This is a genomic window from Bacillus sp. THAF10 (assembly GCF_009363695.1).
Classification (GTDB): Bacteria; Bacillota; Bacilli; order Bacillales; family Bacillaceae_I; genus Sutcliffiella_A.
The window spans coordinates 3,515,508-3,534,424 of the sequence record NZ_CP045403.1 but is presented as its reverse complement, the minus strand read 5'-3'; the positions used below and the strand labels follow the sequence as shown (position 1 = coordinate 3,534,424).

The following is an 18,917-nucleotide window of genomic DNA, read 5'->3' as shown; positions in this document are numbered from 1 at the left end:
ATACTTCATTTACAAACAACATTCGGGGGAGGTTTTTGTAAGTGCAACTACGTAAGTACTTTATAGGGTTCGTTGCTTTCTTACTAGTTTTCTCCAATCTGCAATTTGCAGTTGGTGCACAAACAGTAACGAAAACAACTAACGGAGCCGATCTTAACGAAGTAAGAGAAATGCTGTCCGAAAGGCAAAAGTTTGAAGGGGCCGCTGAGGCAGCAAAATCTGATTTTGCCGCAACAGATAAAGTTCGTGTAATTGTTGAACTGGAGGGAGATGCTCCAATTCAATATGCAACAGAACAAAACGTGCTTTATAAGGATTTAGATGAATCCACAAAGAAATCCTTAACAGATGCAGTAAAAAAAGAACAATCATCTGTTAAAAATGCGATTGCTTCTAAAGGGGTAGCAATGAGCTATAACCACCAATATACTACTGCATTCAACGGATTCAGTGGAGAAGTAGCGTTTGGTGACATTGCGAAAATTGAGGCAATCAAGGGTGTTTCTAACGTATACTTAGCGAATGAGTACAACCGCCCTGTGTTTGAACCTAATATGGATACAAGTCATGACTATATCCAATCCATGCAAGTATGGGCAGATGCTCATTTTAAAGGGGAAGGAATGGTTGTCTCCGTTATTGACTCCGGAGTAGACCCTTCTCACAAAGATTTCGTGTTAAGTGAAGACACGGAAGAATACTTAACGGAAGATCTTGTAGGAGATATGGTAAGTTCTGAAGGACTTAAAGGGAAATTCTATACAGAAAAAGTACCTTATGGCTATAACTACTACGATCAAAACGCTGAAATTAAAGATGTAGGACCATCTCCATCCGAGCACGGAATGCACGTTGCTGGTACTGTTGTTGCGAATGGAGAAATCATGGGAGTTGCTCCTGAAGCGCAAGTACTAGGGATGAAGGTATTCTCAAACGATCCAAACTATCCATCCACATGGTCTGACATCTACCTAGCAGCAATCGATGATTCTATTAAACTAGGTGCAGATGTACTGAACATGAGTCTTGGTTCTACAGCTTCTTTCTATGAAGTGAATAGCGCTGAGGATGTTGCAATTACTCGTGCAGTAGAAAACGGTATCGTTTCTTCTGTATCTGCTGGAAACTCCGGTCATATTGGCCGTGGATGGGGCAACCCATTCTTCAAAAATCCTGATATTGGGGTTGTAGGAGCTCCTGGTTTAAACAAAGATACCATCCAGGTAGCTGCTTCTGGAAATACAGCATATTTGTATCAGCATGAATTAACAGTTGATGGAACTGACTTCTCAGGCGTAGGTTTTGGTATTGATAGCTGGGAAGGTTTAGAAAATGTTGAATTAGTTCTAATCGGAGGCTTTGGTCGTCCAGCTGATTATGAAGGTGTTGATGTTGAAGGGAAAGTGGCAGTGGTTTCTCGTGGACAATTGTCATTCTTCGATAAAACTCAAAACGCTGCAGCAGCCGGAGCAGCTGGAATCGTTGTTTATAACAACTCCGCTTCTGGAATCTTCTACAAGGATCAAGGTGGCTGGGCTGTTCCATTCATGAAACTGAGCTACGGTGACGGTCAAAAGATCCTTCAAGCCCTTGAAGGTGGAACTGGAACAGGAACTGTTGCTCCATTAAATCAAGAAGAAAGTCCAGAAATGGGCCGCATGACAGACTTCACTTCTTGGGGTACTACTCCAAGCTTAGAGTTAAAACCAGAAATCACTGCGCCGGGTGGTAACATCTATTCCACTCTTAATGATGACAAATATGGGGTGAAAAGTGGTACTTCTATGGCTGCTCCTCACGTAGCTGGTGGAGCTGCACTTGTTCAACAATATTTGAAATCAGATGAAAGATTTGCAGATCTAAACGCAGAAATGCGTACAAGATTGGCAAAAGCTTTAATGATGAATACTGCAAAGAGCATTGTTGACTTAAATGGTAATGATTTCTCTCCACGCCGCCAAGGAGCTGGAATGATGCAATTGTTTGCAGCTGTAGATACACCAGTGGTAGTGGTAGAAAAGAATTCTGGTGAAGGTAAAGTAGAATTAAAAGCTTTTGATTCTAAAACAATTAGCTTCACACTTACAGCTAAAAACATTCAAAACTATGACGTGACTTACACAGTTGACACTTCTGTGTTAACGGACACGTTTGCAGAGCGAAAAAATGCCCCAACTCTAAATGCGTTAACAACTGGTGCTCTAGAAGGAGCAACGGTTAATGCGCCGAAAGAGGTAACGATTGGTGCAGGCGAAGAAAAAGATATCGTTGTAACAATTGATCTTACAAATGCTAAGATTCCTGGTTTCGATGCTGACGGAAATGCAAAAACGATGGATCTAATGAAAGATATCTTTGTAGAAGGTTTTGTTACACTTTCTCATGAGTTAGAAGCTGATCTTTCTGTTCCATTCTTAGGTTTCTACGGTGATTGGAGCGAGCCTTCTGTATTAGACGGCTTCCAAGTATTTGGAGAAGCAAAGTACTATGATTTAAGTAGTAGAGGTTTCAAGGACGGATTGGACGACCGTGGCTACTTTATGGATTACTTAACAGATGGGGAAAACAATAATTTCTATGCCATTAGTCCGAATGGTGACACATACAATGATGGAATCAACTTCCTCACTGCTTACCTTCGTAATGCAAAAGAAGTTCAATACAATGTATTGGATGAAAATGAAAAACAAGTACGTCGAATCCTCACATCTAATTATGTTAGGAAGAGCTACTATAATGCAGGGAATGGCTCTAACTATTCTTATGTGGATGCAAGAACATGGGATGGTAAAGTAGGAGGCAAAACTGCTGCTGACGGTAAATACTTCTACGAAATCAAAGCACTTGTAGATGGCACAGACAAATGGCAATCCAAAAAGATTCCAGTTGTTGTCGATACAACTGCTCCTGAAGTAGAAATCACTTCTTTTGACGAGGAAACTGGTGAACTTACTTGGACTGCAACTGATAGTGGAGTAGGCCTAAATTCAATCGTCGTATCTGTCAATGGAGAGCTTATAACACTTCCTGCAGATGCAACAAGCACTGTATTAAAAGATGCTGAAACAAATGACATTGAAGTCCTAGCTGCTGATAAAGTGATGAACATTGGTTTTGATACTTTATTAACAGGTGATTCCACCAAACCAGTACTATTCTTGCCAGCTGGTGATGAGGAAGGAATTCCTGGTACTCCAGAGCCATTTGGAGCTTATAACACGAACGACATTAAAGTAGCAGGTTATGCAACTGATGATGTACGTGTAGAAAAAGTATTGGTAAATGGAAAAGAAGTTGCTTTAACTACCTCAACGGTAGAAAATGAAACTCGTTATAACTTCGATACGTATGCTACCTTCAATAAAGATGGCTACCATGATATCATCATCACTGCCATCGATGGAGCAGGTAATGAGTTCGGTATCTCAAGAAAAGTATTTGTCGATACAACAGGTCCAACACTAACTGTTGATGTACCGGAGTTTGTTGACATGGATGTAGAAGAAGTAACTGCTTCTGCACTACTAGAAGACAACTTTAACTATGTATCTCTTTATGTGGATGATAACCATGAATTCGAACAGCCATTTACTAGCCCAGTAAAAGTCATGGAGCCAGCAAACTTTGAGCATGAAACTACATTGAGCTTAGAGCCTGGTCATAACCAATTTGTGTTTACATTAACAGACCTTGGTGGAAACACTGTAACAAAAGAAGTAAATGTTTACCGTAATGAAGTTGCAGAGCGTGTGGATCGCGTAAGAGGAGCGGACCGTTATGCTACTGCAGTGGAGTTAAGTAAAGAAGGTTGGGAACAGTCTGATGTTGTAGTAATTGCTCGTGGAGATAACTATGCTGATGCACTTGCTGGTGTACCGCTAGCTCATAAACACAACGCACCATTACTATTAACGAAAACTTCTTCTCTACCAGATGCAACAAAAGCGGAGATTGAAAGATTAGGAGCGAAGAAAGTTTACATCCTAGGTGGCGAAGCTGCTGTAAGTAAGGATGTAGAAAAGATGTTCAAAGCTCATGGTCTTGAAGTGAAGCGTTTATCTGGTCCTGATAGATGGTCTACTGCTGGAGCAATTGCTACTGAGGTTGCACCAAATGGAGCAAATGGAGTCGTTGTCGTAAACGGCAAAAACTTCCCAGATGCATTATCTGTTGCTTCTTATGCGGCTCAAAATGGTATGCCAATCCTATTAACAAATAAAGATGAGTTACCGAAGCAAACAAATGCAGCATTAATCTCACTAAGCCCGAAAAAAGCAATCGTGGTTGGTGGAAACGCAGCAGTTTCTGATAACGTATTGAAATCTCTTCCAAATCCTATGAGAATTGGTGGAAAAGATCGTTATGAAACAGCAGTAAATGTTGCGAAGCATTTTGACCTTGATACAAACCATTACTATGTGGCAACAGGCAAACAGTTTGCTGATGCATTAGCTGGTGCTGCCCTAGCTGCAAACCACAACACAGGTATTCTACTTGTAGGTACAAGTGTTTCTGGACATGTTCAAGGATTCTTAACTTCTGAAGAGGTTGATACTTTAACTGTAATTGGTGGCGAAAATGCAGTATCTGCTTCCGTACTTGAAGCATTAGCAAAAATCGTAAAATAAGCTAGATAGTGAGAACTAGCCACCAGAGGGGCGATCCCCTCTGGTGGCTTTTTTAGGTCTATATTCCCCTTTTTTGTAACAAACATCTGATTATAGCAGTATCACCAACACTGGTTTTTTTTGTAAATTAAAATCTTGTAAAAAACGACACAATTCTGTAATCTTCGATGGTATAATATAACAAGATTCGATAAATTTATCATTCTTGGGAGGTATAGTACTAATTGTGAATTATTATAAGATTTGTAGCTTGCTAGTAATCCTGTTTTTTATGGCTCCTATTGTCTCTTTTGCAGAAAAGGTACTGGTAATCGATCCGGGTCATGGAGGAAAGTTTTCTGGTACATGTGGCTTTTCCGGAAATCAAACTGGATATTGTGAAAAACATGCTAACTTAGACGTGTCCCTTCGCCTACAGGAATTACTGAAAAACACTGATATCAAAGTGTATATGACCCGTGAAACAAACAGCAAAGATTTTGCTGCTACTGTTAAAGAAGATTTAATTAACAGAATGGTGGTTGCTAATGACTTTGTGAGAGGCAATAATAACGACAGCCTGTTCCTTTCCATTCATCACAACGCACACCCAAGTAACCCTTTAACTAGAGGGTTTGAAACATACTACTATAACTACAATGCCATGAGCGAAACCGAAAAGCAGTATCCACCAGATCCAATCCAGGTTGGGTTAGCTGAAGAGAGTGGAAGACTTGCTCATTTAGTACATAATGCAACTCTTGAAAAAATTAAATTCCTAGACAGAGGTGTCCGAAACAATCAGGCCTTTTTTGTTATCAGAAATGCACAAATGCCTGCGGTTCTTTTGGAGTTAGGGTTTATGACAAATAAAGACGAAGAGAAAACGATTAAAACATCTTCTTTCCATCAAAACTCTGCAGAAGGAATTGCTGCAGCAGTCATTCAATATTTTAAAATCTTTGAAGTTTTTGATCAAAACGATAAAAAGCTTGCTACCTTTGACAAACGTGAAGATGCCTTAAACTATGCCAAAAAACAAACGAAATTTGCAAAGGTTTGGGATAAAGATAAGCAAGAAATTATTTACACAAGCGATAAATTTAAAGCCTACGATAAGATGGATGGCTTTTTAAAGGAATTCTATACCTTAGAGGATGCAATTAAATATGGAAAGACTCACAGCGACATAAGAGTTGTTCAAGATAAAACAGACTTTATTGTCTGGTCAAACTATATTTCTCAAAAATATGAAGTCTATCATAAAGACTCTTTAGTTGGTAAATATTTTGACTATGAGCATGCGCTAAGTGTTGCACAAACAAACAAAAGTGCAAAGGTCACTACGCTAAATAAAAAAGAAGTCATTTGGACGAACATCAAGGGTATTCCAGTTGATAGAAATGTAACAGTAGATCGACTCTCAGGACCTGACAGATATGTCACAGCTATTGAAACGTCTAAACAGGTTTATCCAGATGGGTTTGCAAGTGACAAAGCACAAAAAACGGTCATTTTGGCCACTGGAAGTAAATTCGCTGATGCACTTTCAGCAGGACCACTTGCCTCGAAACTAGATGGTGCGCCAATCCTATTAACAAAAGCAACTGAGCTTCATCAAGGCGTGCTAGAAGAAGTAAACCGTCTTGGAGCTGAAAAGGTAGTAATCATTGGCGGAAAAAGTGCAGTACCAAAGAATGCTGAATCTATTTTCAAATCGAAGGGTCTAAAGGTTGAGAGAATTTCAGGTGAAGACCGTTACGCTACTAACAGAGCCATTTTAGAAAGATTAGGAGAGATGAATGGTGTATTCCTAGCATCTGGACAAGGGTTTGCAGATGCGCTTGCAGCTGCACCTATTGCTGCAAAAAAAGGCTGGGGAATTCTTCTTTCTGAACAAAGCTGGATCTCTCAACAATCCCTTCCATATGTAAAGGGTGAAGAAGTAGTCATTGTAGGAGGAAATGCTGCAATTTCAGAAAACGTTGAAGACTCACTGTCTGGAGCTGCTAAAGTTACTAGATTATCTGGTTCTGACAGATATGAAACATTAGCCAAGTTACTTTGGGCCTTCTCAAGCGATTTACAAGGAGAATCAGTCCTTGTTTCTACAGGAAGTAACTTCCCGGATGCACTAGTATCTGCACCGCTAGCAGTTCACTATGATGCTCCGCTTGTGCTAGTAGGGAAAAATCGTAACAGAAGCGTAGAGTCATTCTTAATGGCGCATACGAATGATGTTCGTGTCAATCAGATTGCAGCAATTGGTGGCACTGGTGCGATAAATGACACTCAAATTTCAACCATATCTTATAAACTAAAATAACAAAAATAGACAAAACAGAGGACTCGATAAGAATTATTCTTATCGAGCTTCTTTGAAAGGTGATTGATTTGCAAAAAATTATTCTAATTTTCCTAACAGCATGCTTGCTTTCTTTTATCTTGGGATGTTCCAAAACGGAGCAAAAAGAAGTATCCAACACGAACGAAAATGAAATGGAAAATACAACTGGAGAAAACGATTCAGCGGTAGATAATGAAGACCCAGAAGAAAAAGAAGAAGAAACAAACGAGGAAACAAAGGCTTCTGAAGAAGAAAAAGAGGAAGAACCTGAACAGGATCCAGGACTAACTGTTTACCGTCCAGAAGTAGGCAGTATCAAGAAATTCTCTGACGGAGAAGACATTGTTCTTACAGAGGAAGTTATTGCAAGTAATGACCAATATGTACAACTGTCCTTAACTCTTGGAGGCAATCAATCTATTCAAATATATGAATGGACAGCAGAGCGAATTTCCCTTGTTTATGAAGAAGTTTCTGTAGCTGATTCCAAACAAAATATTTTAGATTCCTTTACCCCAAAGAATGATAGCGAGATCTTGCTTTCTGTCAATGGAGAAAGTTCAATGTGGGAAGTGAAGGAAAGTGGAGCAAAGCTTGAGCTTTCAGTCGGTAGTTATGAAGAAGTTTATGTGCTGCAAAAAGTTACAGATGAAGTACAAGGAGAAGACACCATTTATACCCGCTATTATGCGCCGGGCGTAGGTCTAATTAAAGAAGAATTTGAAGTGACTGGGGAGTATGGTTATACCGGTGAAATGGAAGTAGCAACCATGGAAAATAAAGAGGAATAACTGGGGGGAGTAACGTGAAAAAATTTATTACGATGGTGCTTGCAGTCTGTCTAATTTTAGTACCAAGTTTATCAGGTTTAAACAACGCACATGCAGCAGGTACAATACCTAATGAGGTTTCTGTTAAACTGAAGTATCATCTAAAAGACAAAAAAACAATTCCATTTGAAATTAAAGGAACGTATCAACAAGCTGGAAACAGCGATCGTAAACTAAGCAATACAAGCTTTGAAGTAAAAGTGAATGGTAGTGTTATAGAGTTATATGAAAACGGCAAGAAGATTGCAAGCTATAACAACCAATTTGAAATTAATCCCGTTAAATACGGAAAAGAAAATTACATTAGGTTGAACGGACGTCCTTATCTGGGTAGTATTCGCTTCACCATTGAAAAAGGGTACTTGGTTCCGGTGAATACATTACCGATGGAGGACTACCTTAAAGGAGTACTACCTAGTGAGATATATCCAAGCTGGCATATGGAATCGTTGAAGGCACAAGCAGTTGCAGCAAGAACGTATGCGCTTAAAAGAATTCACACAGTAATGACAGACGATGTAGGCTCTCAGCGCTATGATGGCTATATTTGGTGGGATAAAACAAAATATGCAAACACCAATGAAGCGGTTGATACAACAAAAGGACAAGTTCTTACCTATAAAGATTCACTTATCGATGCTGTGTTCAGCTCCAACAACGGTGGCCACATTGAAAGCAATAAAGGAGCTTGGCCAGGTGGTAGTCAGCTTGACTATTTAAAAGCAAAAAAAGATAATTACGATCCAGCATTTGATTGGGGCCTGCAATTTAAAGAAACACAAATCAATTCAAAGGAACTTGATTTGACTAAGCCACAAGAGTGGTGGAACGTTACGACTGAGGCTGGTTTTAAAAAGCCACTCGAAAAAGAAGCCAATGTTTTAAACAACCTGAAGAACAACATTAAAACCAACCATGCTGCTTTAAAAGATGCAGATATTAAAATCGTAGCACTTCAGGATGTGGCGGTATCCAATACCTATACTCCTGGACAAAGAAGAACGCACGGAAACTATACGATCAACTATTTTGTTAAAAATAAAGATGGAAGCTTCGTGATGGAAGAAGTCGAAGTGAACGGGAAGAAAGTAACTCAGCTCAAGCTGCATTCTTGGAAGCAAGAACTAGTTCCAATCGCAACGATGCGCAATGCTTTTGGGCTGAATGACTTTAAAAGCCATTTTGTTACCACGATCAATCTTAAAGACGGAGTATATGATGTAAAAGGTAAAGGCTGGGGCCATGGTGTCGGAATGAGTCAGTATGGTGCCAAGGGAATGGCGGAAAAAGGGAAGACTTATAAAGAAATACTAGCATTCTACTATGAAGGAACAGCTTTCACAAACTATATTACAAGTCATGTTAATAATAGTTTGAGTGGAGAGAATCGCTATGAAACAAGTGTAGCCATTGCAGAATATGGTTGGGCTAACTTTCAGAATGTAGTAATTGGACGCGGAGATAATCCAGTTGATGCCTTGACAGGAAGTGTTTTGGCGAAAAAGCATGATGCACCATTACTTTTAATTAAAACAGATGAAATTCCTCAAGCAGTTAAAGAGTTACTCTCTAAGCAAACCATACACGAGATTTATGTGCTTGGTGGTCAGGCAGCGATCTCCAATGGAACAGTTAGTGAACTAGAGAAGTACGCAACAAAGGTAACACGAGTGAAAGGCGCAAACCGATACGACACTTCTGTAGAGGTTGCTAAGAAAATTGGAAGCACAAAGGAAGTTATTATTACTTCCGGTAAATCTAATTCACCAGATGCCTTATCTATTGCGTCGCACGCGGCATTAAATCAGGTGCCAATCCTTTTCACAAAAGCAGAGGAGCTTTCTACAAATGTGAAAGCCTATTTAGCTGAAAACAATATTAGTACAGTAACCATTATCGGTGGTAAAGCTGCAGTTTCAGTTGAGGTAGAAGAAGAGCTTAAAACCCTAGCAGGAAATGTAAAGCGTGTAAGTGGTGCAGACCGTTATGCAACAAGTATCGCTATTGTAAATGAGTTTAGCCTCGACCCGCGCAATTTGTTTTTTGCAAGAGGAGAACAATTTATTGATGCTCTTCCTGGTTCTGTACTTGCAGCCAACATGGAAGCTCCTCTTATCTTAACGAAAAAAGATGAGCTGCCAGATGCGGTAAAAGAATACCTAGATGAAAGCATTCATTTTGTACCAGCCATTCACTATCTTGGTGGGACAGGTGCCATATCAACTGATACAAGGCAAGCAATTCAGAATGAAATCTTAAAGTAATAATGCTCTTTTCTAAAAGATTGTTGTGATTATCCAGGAAAAAATCGGCTTTAAGACTTTTCCAATCTTTCGTGGAAGAAAATTGCCATATATTTTAATCTTCCTCCACGAAAAGAGCACGAGAGCAACATTGATTACGTGTATGTTAACGATACCCAGTAGCCTTACGGTTGCGACTACAATCAATAATAAGAAGCAAGGCTCGTAAAGAAAAATCGCGAGCCTTGCTTTTTTGTTTTAATGGAAGTTTATAGCTGTGGATTGTAGCAAGGGCGAAGACTTAAGCGGGAATGAAGCGGTTGACTTGAGACTTCACAGGCGTAGCCGAAGCATCGCCTCGTGGACGCGGAGCCATTTGGGGAAGGCAACTGCGGTGTCTAACAAAGTTGGCCTAAAAGACATTATACAGCATTTTCCTAAAGTTTTCGTAAACACTCGAATTATGTATAATAAGGAAGGTATGCACTAATTTTGATTCAAGTTATGGAGGACCATATGTATGATGTCTAAGCATGCTTTTGCATATTTTTTATCGCATGGCGTACCTGCACTCGTTAGCTTCGCAAGTATTGCTATTTTCACAAGGATGTTATCACCAGAAGAATATGGAATGTATGCGTTAGTTTTCGCAATTGCAGGGATGATAAACGCAGTCGTTTTTGAATGGCTGAAGCTAAGTTTGCTTCGTTACTATCCAAGGTATAAAGAAGATATCCGCTTTTTTGAAACCATAAAGCTGTCGTTTCTTGGATTAGTGGCAGCAACGCTTGTGGTTGGTGTAGTGACGATGTTCTTTTTTCAAGGAAAAGACTTTTCACCTGTCTTTATCCTGTTAACCTTATTGTTTTCTTGGACACAGTCATGGAATTCCCTGAACCTAACATTAATGCGAGCGAAGCTATCTCCAAAATCTTATGGAATGCTGGCTTTTAGCAGAACAACATTAGGACTTGTGTTAGGAACGGCTTTTATTTATGCCGGCTTTGCAGAAATAGGTTTATTGGTTGGATTGATGGTGGCGTTTTGGATCACTTTATTAAGACCAACCTTGAAATATTGGAAGCTTGGAATCAATGTTCAGGCCTTCCAAAAAGAGTATATGCAGCAGTTTTTGAAATATGGAATGCCTTTGACCATTACATTATTGTTAAGTGTGGTTATTCATAACTCAGATAGGCTGATCATTGATTATCTACTAAATACTAGTGCCACGGGTATTTATTCTGTTACATACGACCTATCAGAGCAAACGATTTTTACGTTAATGATGGTCATCAATTTAGCCGCTTATCCTATTGCAGTAAAAGTAATGGAAGATAAAGGGGAATTGGCTGCATATGAACAAGTAAAGAAGAATACAAGCCTTATATTTTTGGTTGCGATTCCAGCCGTGACGGGCTTTGTTTTAATATCAGCCAATGTGGCAAATCTTTTCCTTGGGGAATCCTTTCGGGAGGATGCGCTAACACTCATCCCCTATATTGCCATTGGAGCTTTGTTAAAAGGCTTTAAATTGTATTGTGTCGATATTATGTTCCACTTAAAACAGAAAACGGCGCTCCAAATCTATCCTGTTATTGGAGCTGCTTTACTAAATATTGGACTGAATTTTTGGCTCATTCCTCAATACGGAATAGAGGGCGCAGCAATGGCAACAGTAGCGGCGTATGCAGTGGCTGTTATAATTAGTTGGATCATCGTTCATATTCAAATTCATTCATTGCCTTTTCCAGTTATAGATTTTATCAAGGTTATGATTGCCTCGATTATCATGGGACTTGCCCTGTGGCCATTACAAGATAATATCGGTGTGTTAGCACTAATTTTGCAACTTGCTTCTGGCGGAATTGCCTTTGTGTTGGCTGCAATCCTGTTAAATCTTATGAATGCGCGCAATATAGTATGGAAGAAATGGAAAAAACAAACTGGAAGATAAGAGGGATATTACATGGAGAAAATGAGAATTGCCTTTATTTTAGCTAATCTCCGTGGCGGTGGGGTTGAGAGAATGACCCTAAATCTGTCAGAGGAGTTTGTCCATCGTGGTTATGAAGTAGACTTGTTAGTTGCTGAGGCGGAAGGTGAATACAAAGACCTTGTTCCAGCAGGTGTGAATTTAATTGATTTGAAGAAGCCTAGGCTGATATCTTGTATTCCAGACATCCGTAAATATATGTCTGAACAAAAACCCGACGCGTTTATTTCAGCAAAGGATTATATCAACTTAACTGTTATCTTTGCCAAGCTACTGGCGAGATCTAAAACAAATCTCATTGTCAGTACAAGGGTGAACATAAGCAGACAATTGGAGGTACTAAACTCCCGTAATTTCAAGGTTGTTGCTAAATTAGTAAAGCACTTTTATCGTTTTGCAGATCATGTGGTGGGTGTTTCTAAAGGTGTGGCAGATGACCTTTACAAAATTACAGGAATAGATAGAAAGAAAATTCATGTTGTTTATAATCCGGTTGTTACAGAAGGGCTTCTCGCTAAAGCAGAGGAAGAAGTGGAACACCCTTGGTTCCATGAAGAGGTTCCTGTTGTTGTTACAGTAGGGCGGTTTGACAAAGCGAAGGATTATCCAACTTTATTGAATGCATTTCGTGTCCTGCAGGATAGTAAGAAGGCGAGGCTGATGCTGGTGGGTGACGGACCGGAAAGAAGTCATTTAGAGTCGTTAGTAGAGGAATATAAATTGCAGGATGTTGTAGATTTCATCGGTTTCCAATCCAATCCTTATCCATTTATGAAAAAAGCAGATCTGTTTGTATTATCTTCCGCCTATGAGGGGTTTGGTAACGTAGTAGCAGAAGCACTTGCAGTAGGGACGCCCGTTGTTTCAACAGATTGCCCAAGCGGTCCGGGTGAAATTTTAGATAGAGGAAAGTATGGAACATTAGTAAGAGTGGGGGACTATATTGGACTGTCCAAAGCGATCAAAGAGACGTTAGAAAACCCTCTACCTAAAGAGAAGTTACTAGAACGCTCGTTATTTTTCACGATCAAAAATAGTGCTGACAGCTATGAACGCTTGATTTTAGACAAAGGTAAAGAATGAGCATGCATATTTCCTTGTTTATTCCAGTGTTAACCTATGGTGGGGCAGAAAAAGTGGTCATCACTATCGCGAATGGTTTAGCAGAAAAAGGCCATAGAGTGGACCTTGTTTTGGTTAAACGGGAAGGGGCTCTCATCGGACGGGTATCTCCAAGGGTGAATCTGGTCGATTTAGGGGCGAGTAAGACCTTTTATAGTATCTTTAAACTTCGCCACTATCTTCATTCCGAGCAGCCTGATATCTTCGTTTCTGGATTAGATAATGCCAATATTGTTGCAAGTATCGCCATGAGGATGTCGAAGGTACGAACGAAGCATATCATTACGTTTCATACTAATTTAAAGCAATCTTATCAACATCCTCGGACAAAGCTACACTATCTTTATCCAAGCGTGATGAGAAGATTGTTTAAGAAGGCAGATGGCTATGTTGCGGTATCAGAATGCGTGGCAAAAAACGCTGCAAGTTTCTTAGGTTTACAAAGGGAAAAAGTGAACGTTATCTATAATCCTGTGATAGACGAGAAGATAAAAGAGTTGGCTAACGAACCAGTAAAGCATCCATGGTTAGAAGATAAAAGCTTATTTACGATAGTGTCTGCTGGGAGACTATTTGAAGCAAAGGACTATCCCATGCTGCTGCACGCTTTTAAAAAAGTGCTAACTTCTGCTCCGCAGGCAAGGCTAATCATTTTGGGAGATGGAAAGAAAAAAATTAAGGATGAAATGGAGTCTATCATTTCAACGGAAAAAATGGACCATGCAATTGACATCCATGGCTTTGTAGATAATCCATATGCCTTCATCCATCGTGCCGACCTGTTTGTTCTGAGCTCTAAATGGGAGGGCTTTGGTAATGTTCTAGTAGAAGCATTATACGTAAATACTCCCGTAGTTTCGACAGATTGTGAATGTGGCCCTGCGGAAATTCTAAATGCTGGAGAATTTGGAACGCTCGTTAAAGTAGGGGATTCTAATGAAATGGCTGAAGCAATACAATCCCATTTGAACAAGAAGCAATTAGTGGAAGGTGAGGCACTTTCCAGACATTTAAATCAGATGGAAAATAAGTTTGTTGTAGATAAATATGAAACTGTTATTATGGAGAGAGTAGGAGAAATGAAGGGTTAAGGTGATAGGTTTATGAACAATATTTCTGTCATCATCCCTACGCATAACAGGCCGCATCTTTTGCTTCAAGCCTTACAGAGTATAGAGGAGCAAGTAGAAAAGCCGGATGAAGTTATTGTTGTGATGGATGGTGAAAATGAGGAAACGGAGAAGTTTCTGTCTAGTTATAAAACAAATCACTTTGCTTTCCAATACATGAAAGTTCCTAACAGTAAAGGGGCATGCTTTGCAAGAAACCTCGGTGCTGACAAAGCATCCGGTACTATCTTGATGTTCTTGGACGATGATGATACGTGGGAGAAGAAAAAAATACAAAGTCAAAAGAAGCTTTTTGAGCTGCACGATGACGTTGGATTAGTGTATTCGGGGAAACTGGTTGTGTATAATACCAACCGTAAGAAAGTGATTAGAAAAATTCCGGCCACCGTAAAGGGGAATTTATATCCGAAAATATTTGAAGATAACTATATTGGTACAACATCTTCTGTGGCGGTAAAAAAAGAAATCTTCCTTAAGGCAGGAGGATTTGATGTTAATTTGCCTGCCATGCAGGATTATGATCTGTGGATACGGTGCTGTGAGCTCACTAGGGTGTCACATGACAATGAGTTTAATGTAAGGTATACAATTAGTAAAAACGCCACCAATCAAATAAGTGGAAAAAGTGAGAATCATCACCGAGCATTGAGCTACTTGTTTCATAAATACTCGGATGTTTTAGGACATAAGGATGAATCCTTACAAAAAAAGTTTAAGTCATCAAGGTTTTTGCATTTATCCAAAGCTGTGCATCGGACGAGCTATGCTTACTCACTAAAGTATTCATTAAAAAGTTTTTATTATTATCCAAACATAAAGGCGATGGCGTTACTCTTACCGCCGTCCGTTCTTGCACTGCTTACAGTTTTCCAACCTGGTTATCGAAAATAAATCGGGATTTTAGGATTTAATAAAGAATGGTGAGGGCGATATAAATGATTAGTGTTGTAATTCCTACACTAGGAACGAGAGAAATAGAGCTAGAACGACTATTTCAAAGTCTCGAAAATCAAACATATAAAGATTTCGAAGCGATTGTCGTATCACAAGATAACCATGATAAAGTGGAGTCTTTGTTAAATAAATTTACTTTTCGAAAACATCATGTCTCTTTAACACGAAAAGGCTTGTCTTATTCGAGGAACGAGGGAATAGGGTACACGAATGGTCAAATTGTCACCTTTTCCGATGATGATTGCTGGTACGAGCCTAACGCTTTTCAAGAAGTGAGTAACTTTTTTCAAACTCATTCAGCAGGCATTGTCTGCTACCAAATATATGACCCAGATAAAAAAGAATATTATAAGGACTATCCATCAGGAGAACAGGCTTCCTTGCGCTTTCAAGATTTATTTAGAAAATCTTCCATCGAAATCTTCTTAAACCTAAATGTCGTGGATAAAGAAAAGGTGGTTTTTGATGAAGATTTTGGTCTTGGCGCTACCTATCCAAGTGGAGAAGAGAACATCTTCCTTCATATGATGTATAAGGAAGGGTATGAAATTAGCTATGTCCCTAAAATCGTGGTGTATCATGGGAAACCAAGCATGGATACAAGGTTAAACTATAAAGCGTTTTTAAGTAAGGGACCATTGTTTAAAAGGATCTTTAATACTCCTATCGGTTTTGCGATGCTGACATTTTTGTTTCTGAAAAAATACCGTCATCTCGAAAGACCTTTCCCTTTTTATATTGACTCAATAAAGGAAATGTTCAAATACAAAAAAAAGTAGAAAACGGCCTTTCGGCTGTTTTCTACTCCATATTTCCAGATGCATCATAGTTCGGAAAACCAAGCTCTTCTAATTTATAAACACCGTTTTCTTCTTTCCAATCGGTGTAATAGACCATTTTTCCATCCGTGTTAAATCGATATAACTCATTAGAAACCATAATGTAACTGGTTTTTTTGTTAACTTCTAAGGTTGTTTTTAGCTTTTGGAAATCTTCTTCTTTTATGTCACTATCACTTGCAATCATATCAGAAAAATGCTGCCAATTAAGAGACTCCATATTACTTCTAATATAATGATCTCCTTCAAGTGGTGTGCGGACAACTAAGACTTGATTTCCACATGCGGTTACTAGTATGGTGATCATTGCTAACAGACAGATTAATTTCAACTTCATGTTTTTCCCCCACAAGTAGTATTTTTTAGCCGCACTATTTGTCCGGATACATAATATTCTTTCCATATTATATAGTTTTTTTCCCATAAATCAAATGAGTTATAGTAATATGGGCAAACTATTTAAGTGTTAGGAATACATGTGCTATTATATCTAATTAGGTGAGTAGAAAAAAGTTTAAAAAGAAAAGTAAAGGATTGGTATGATTAAATGGGTTCTCTAATTACAGCCTTGAGGCAGCATAAGGAAAAGATAATTCTCCTCATTATGGGATTATTCATGTTATTGGCACCTTACTCAGTTTATGGGGTGTATCAAAAGCTGACACCAGTACTTCCAACTTCTGTTTTCGTGACTTTTTTAACCGCAGGTGTATTGTTCCTTTTGTTCCTTGTCCATTTTAAAGAAAGAAAGCAACTGCACCCATTAGGAATTGAACAAAAAGTATATTTAAGTGCAATTTACATACCTGGAATTGTAGCGATATTTGCTGCATTCTTTAATTTAACGGTCATGCTGTCTGTTCATTATGTGGACTACATGACACAGGCGATGCCAAATAGAATCATTAATCTCACATTATTTTTAATGGTATTTTATTTTTTCTTTAAATTTATGTCAATTTTAAGTAAAGAAACATTACTATCCATTTCGAAATGGTACTTGTATGGTGTAATGTTAATAACAGCTATCGGAATCTGGCAATTCCTTCACTTTATGTTTGGGTATCCGATGGTTGATTTGAATACTAGATCCTTTGTTCACAGTGTAGAATCCAATGTACTCTTTAATTTCAGATTAACATCGATTACGGATGAGCCTAGTTATTTAGTTCCTTACCTAATTGATGCCATGATAATAGGATTAATGATTTATGCGAGCAAAATGAGGTATTTCATCCTGATCTTTATCCCATGTTTGTTTGTATTAATTTTCTCCTTCTCTGTAAGTGGTTATGCTAATTTGGCGTTACTCATAGGCGCACTTATGGTGATCTTTTTAACAACAAAGGTTGAAAATAAGAAAAAAATTCTAAAAATCACCCTGTTGTTGCTTATACCAATCGCTATTTTTATGGTCGTCCAGTGGGACTTTGTATTAAGAATGTTAGAGCCAATCACTGGTCGCTTTGACACTTTGTTTGATATACATCGACACAGCAGATTGTATATGCTAGTGATGCCGTTGTTCTGGTTATTTGATTTCTCTTGGGTGAACAGTGTATTTGGCTTCGGTCCAGGAAGCTACTGGTTCTTAGCGCAAACGAAATTTTTACATCATCAGGGACCACTTAGCGTGACATCGAATAATATATTTATTGATTTGTTATTTGAACACGGGATATTTGGCTCGCTAGCCATTATGCTCATGTTCTTGTTTGTAGCATATCGATTGTTCAAGGTAAGAAATGAGCATAAGTATTTCCTATATTCGCTAATTTTATGGATTCATCTTACGATTACATCGATGTATCGATCTGACTTTGTATCTCCGAGATTCTGGGCAATTGTTATCATTATCTTTATTTTTGTCGAACTAGGGAAAAGAGAGAAAGGCATGCGTTCATTAACGTTAAAAAAATTGGAATAGAGGTGTTTGGGAATGAAAGTGAAAAAGGCAATTATTCCAGCGGCTGGATTAGGCACAAGATTCTTACCAGCAACAAAAGCCCAACCAAAAGAAATGCTACCGATTGTTGACAGACCAACGATACAATATATTATCGAGGAAGCTATTCAGTCTGGTATTGAGGAAATTCTGATTGTAACGGGACGAGGCAAGCGTGCAATCGAAGATCATTTTGACCGTTCCTTAGAGCTAGAAGAATCCTTATCAGCTAAGAAAAAGTTTGACCAATTAACAGAAATTAAAAACATTTCCGATATGGCGGATATCCATTACATCAGACAAAAAGAACCAAAAGGCTTAGGTCACGCTATATGGTGTGCACGAAAATTTATTGGGAATGAGCCGTTTGCTGTAATGTTAGGGGACGATATTGTCGTTTCCCAAAACGAGCCTTGCCTTAAGCAATTAATCAATGAGTTCGAATCGAAGAATGCATCTGTCATTGGAGTTCAAGAGGTTCCGGAGAAGGATTTATCCAGCTACGGAGTGATTGCGTACAATAAGAGTGAAAGCGGAAAAGATTCCTTTAAAGTAAACGCTCTTGTTGAAAAACCTGCAATTGAGGACGCTCCATCCAACTTGGCAATTATGGGGCGCTATGTGTTAACACCTGAAATCATTGATATTCTTGAAACCATTAAACCAGGAAGAGGCAATGAAATTCAGCTAACAGACGCACTACAGGAGCTAACAAAAACCCAAGATGTTTATGGCTATCATTTCAAAGGAACAAGGTATGATATTGGTAATAAATATGGATTTATCCAGGCTCAAATTGAGTTTGCTTTAATGAGAGATGACCTGAGAGGTCCTGTTATTAACCTGCTTAAGGATTTAGTCGGGAAATTAGACAACCAAGAATAACAGCCTAAAGAATAGCGAG

General features: G+C 38.8%; 12 protein-coding genes. 11 read left to right on the top strand and 1 reads right to left on the bottom strand.

The window, feature by feature from the left end; translation table 11 throughout:
• Window positions 1–41 precede the first annotated feature (41 nt).
• The 9 genes from FIU87_RS18215 (at window position 42) to FIU87_RS18175 (ending at window position 16,008) form a co-directional block, all read left to right on the top strand.
• Window positions 42–4,628: a cell wall-binding repeat-containing protein gene (locus FIU87_RS18215; protein WP_152445887.1), complete on the top strand. Its 4,587-nt coding sequence runs from the start codon at window positions 42–44 to the stop codon at window positions 4,626–4,628.
• Between the two features lie 226 nt (window positions 4,629–4,854).
• Entirely contained in the window at window positions 4,855–6,933 is a 2,079-nt protein-coding gene (locus FIU87_RS18210; RefSeq protein WP_152445886.1) for a cell wall-binding repeat-containing protein, read from the top strand.
• Between the two features lie 59 nt (window positions 6,934–6,992).
• Window positions 6,993–7,745 carry a hypothetical protein gene (locus FIU87_RS18205; RefSeq protein WP_152445885.1) on the top strand — a complete coding sequence of 251 codons (753 nt, stop codon included), beginning with the start codon at window positions 6,993–6,995 and terminating at the stop codon, window positions 7,743–7,745.
• Window positions 7,746–7,759: 14 nt separating this feature from the next.
• A complete protein-coding gene (locus FIU87_RS18200) occupies window positions 7,760–10,048 on the top strand; it encodes a SpoIID/LytB domain-containing protein (protein ID WP_152445884.1) in 2,289 nt (762 codons plus the stop codon).
• Window positions 10,049–10,547: 499 nt separating this feature from the next.
• Window positions 10,548–11,984, top strand: a complete 1,437-nt coding sequence (locus FIU87_RS18195; RefSeq protein ID WP_152445883.1) for an oligosaccharide flippase family protein — start codon at window positions 10,548–10,550, stop codon at window positions 11,982–11,984.
• Between the two features lie 12 nt (window positions 11,985–11,996).
• The gene (locus FIU87_RS18190; protein ID WP_152445882.1) at window positions 11,997–13,106 is read left to right on the top strand and encodes a glycosyltransferase; all 1,110 of its coding nucleotides are present in this window, start codon (window positions 11,997–11,999) and stop codon (window positions 13,104–13,106) included.
• Window positions 13,103–14,236 (top strand): glycosyltransferase, encoded by a 1,134-nt coding sequence (locus FIU87_RS18185; protein WP_152445881.1) that lies wholly within the window; start codon window positions 13,103–13,105, stop codon window positions 14,234–14,236. Before FIU87_RS18190 ends, FIU87_RS18185 begins: the two co-directional genes overlap by 4 nt.
• A 12-nt stretch (window positions 14,237–14,248) precedes the next feature.
• Entirely contained in the window at window positions 14,249–15,166 is a 918-nt protein-coding gene (locus FIU87_RS18180; protein ID WP_152445880.1) for a glycosyltransferase family A protein, read from the top strand.
• A gap of 44 nt (window positions 15,167–15,210) precedes the next feature.
• Window positions 15,211–16,008, top strand: a complete 798-nt coding sequence (locus FIU87_RS18175) for a glycosyltransferase family 2 protein (protein ID WP_152445879.1) — start codon at window positions 15,211–15,213, stop codon at window positions 16,006–16,008.
• A gap of 22 nt (window positions 16,009–16,030) precedes the next feature.
• Here the strand turns inward: FIU87_RS18175 and FIU87_RS18170 are convergent, their stop codons facing one another.
• Complete coding sequence (locus FIU87_RS18170; RefSeq protein ID WP_152445878.1) at window positions 16,031–16,405, bottom strand: hypothetical protein; 375 nt, start codon at window positions 16,403–16,405, stop codon at window positions 16,031–16,033.
• A gap of 285 nt (window positions 16,406–16,690) precedes the next feature.
• Between FIU87_RS18170 and FIU87_RS18165 the strand changes: the two genes are divergently transcribed.
• Together FIU87_RS18165 and galU are read left to right on the top strand one after the other, a co-directional pair.
• Window positions 16,691–17,995 (top strand): O-antigen ligase family protein, encoded by a 1,305-nt coding sequence (locus FIU87_RS18165; protein ID WP_216647501.1) that lies wholly within the window; start codon window positions 16,691–16,693, stop codon window positions 17,993–17,995.
• A 12-nt stretch (window positions 17,996–18,007) separates the two neighbouring features.
• Complete coding sequence (galU, locus tag FIU87_RS18160; protein WP_152445876.1) at window positions 18,008–18,898, top strand: UTP--glucose-1-phosphate uridylyltransferase GalU; 891 nt, start codon at window positions 18,008–18,010, stop codon at window positions 18,896–18,898.
• The last annotated feature ends 19 nt before the right edge of the window (window positions 18,899–18,917 follow it).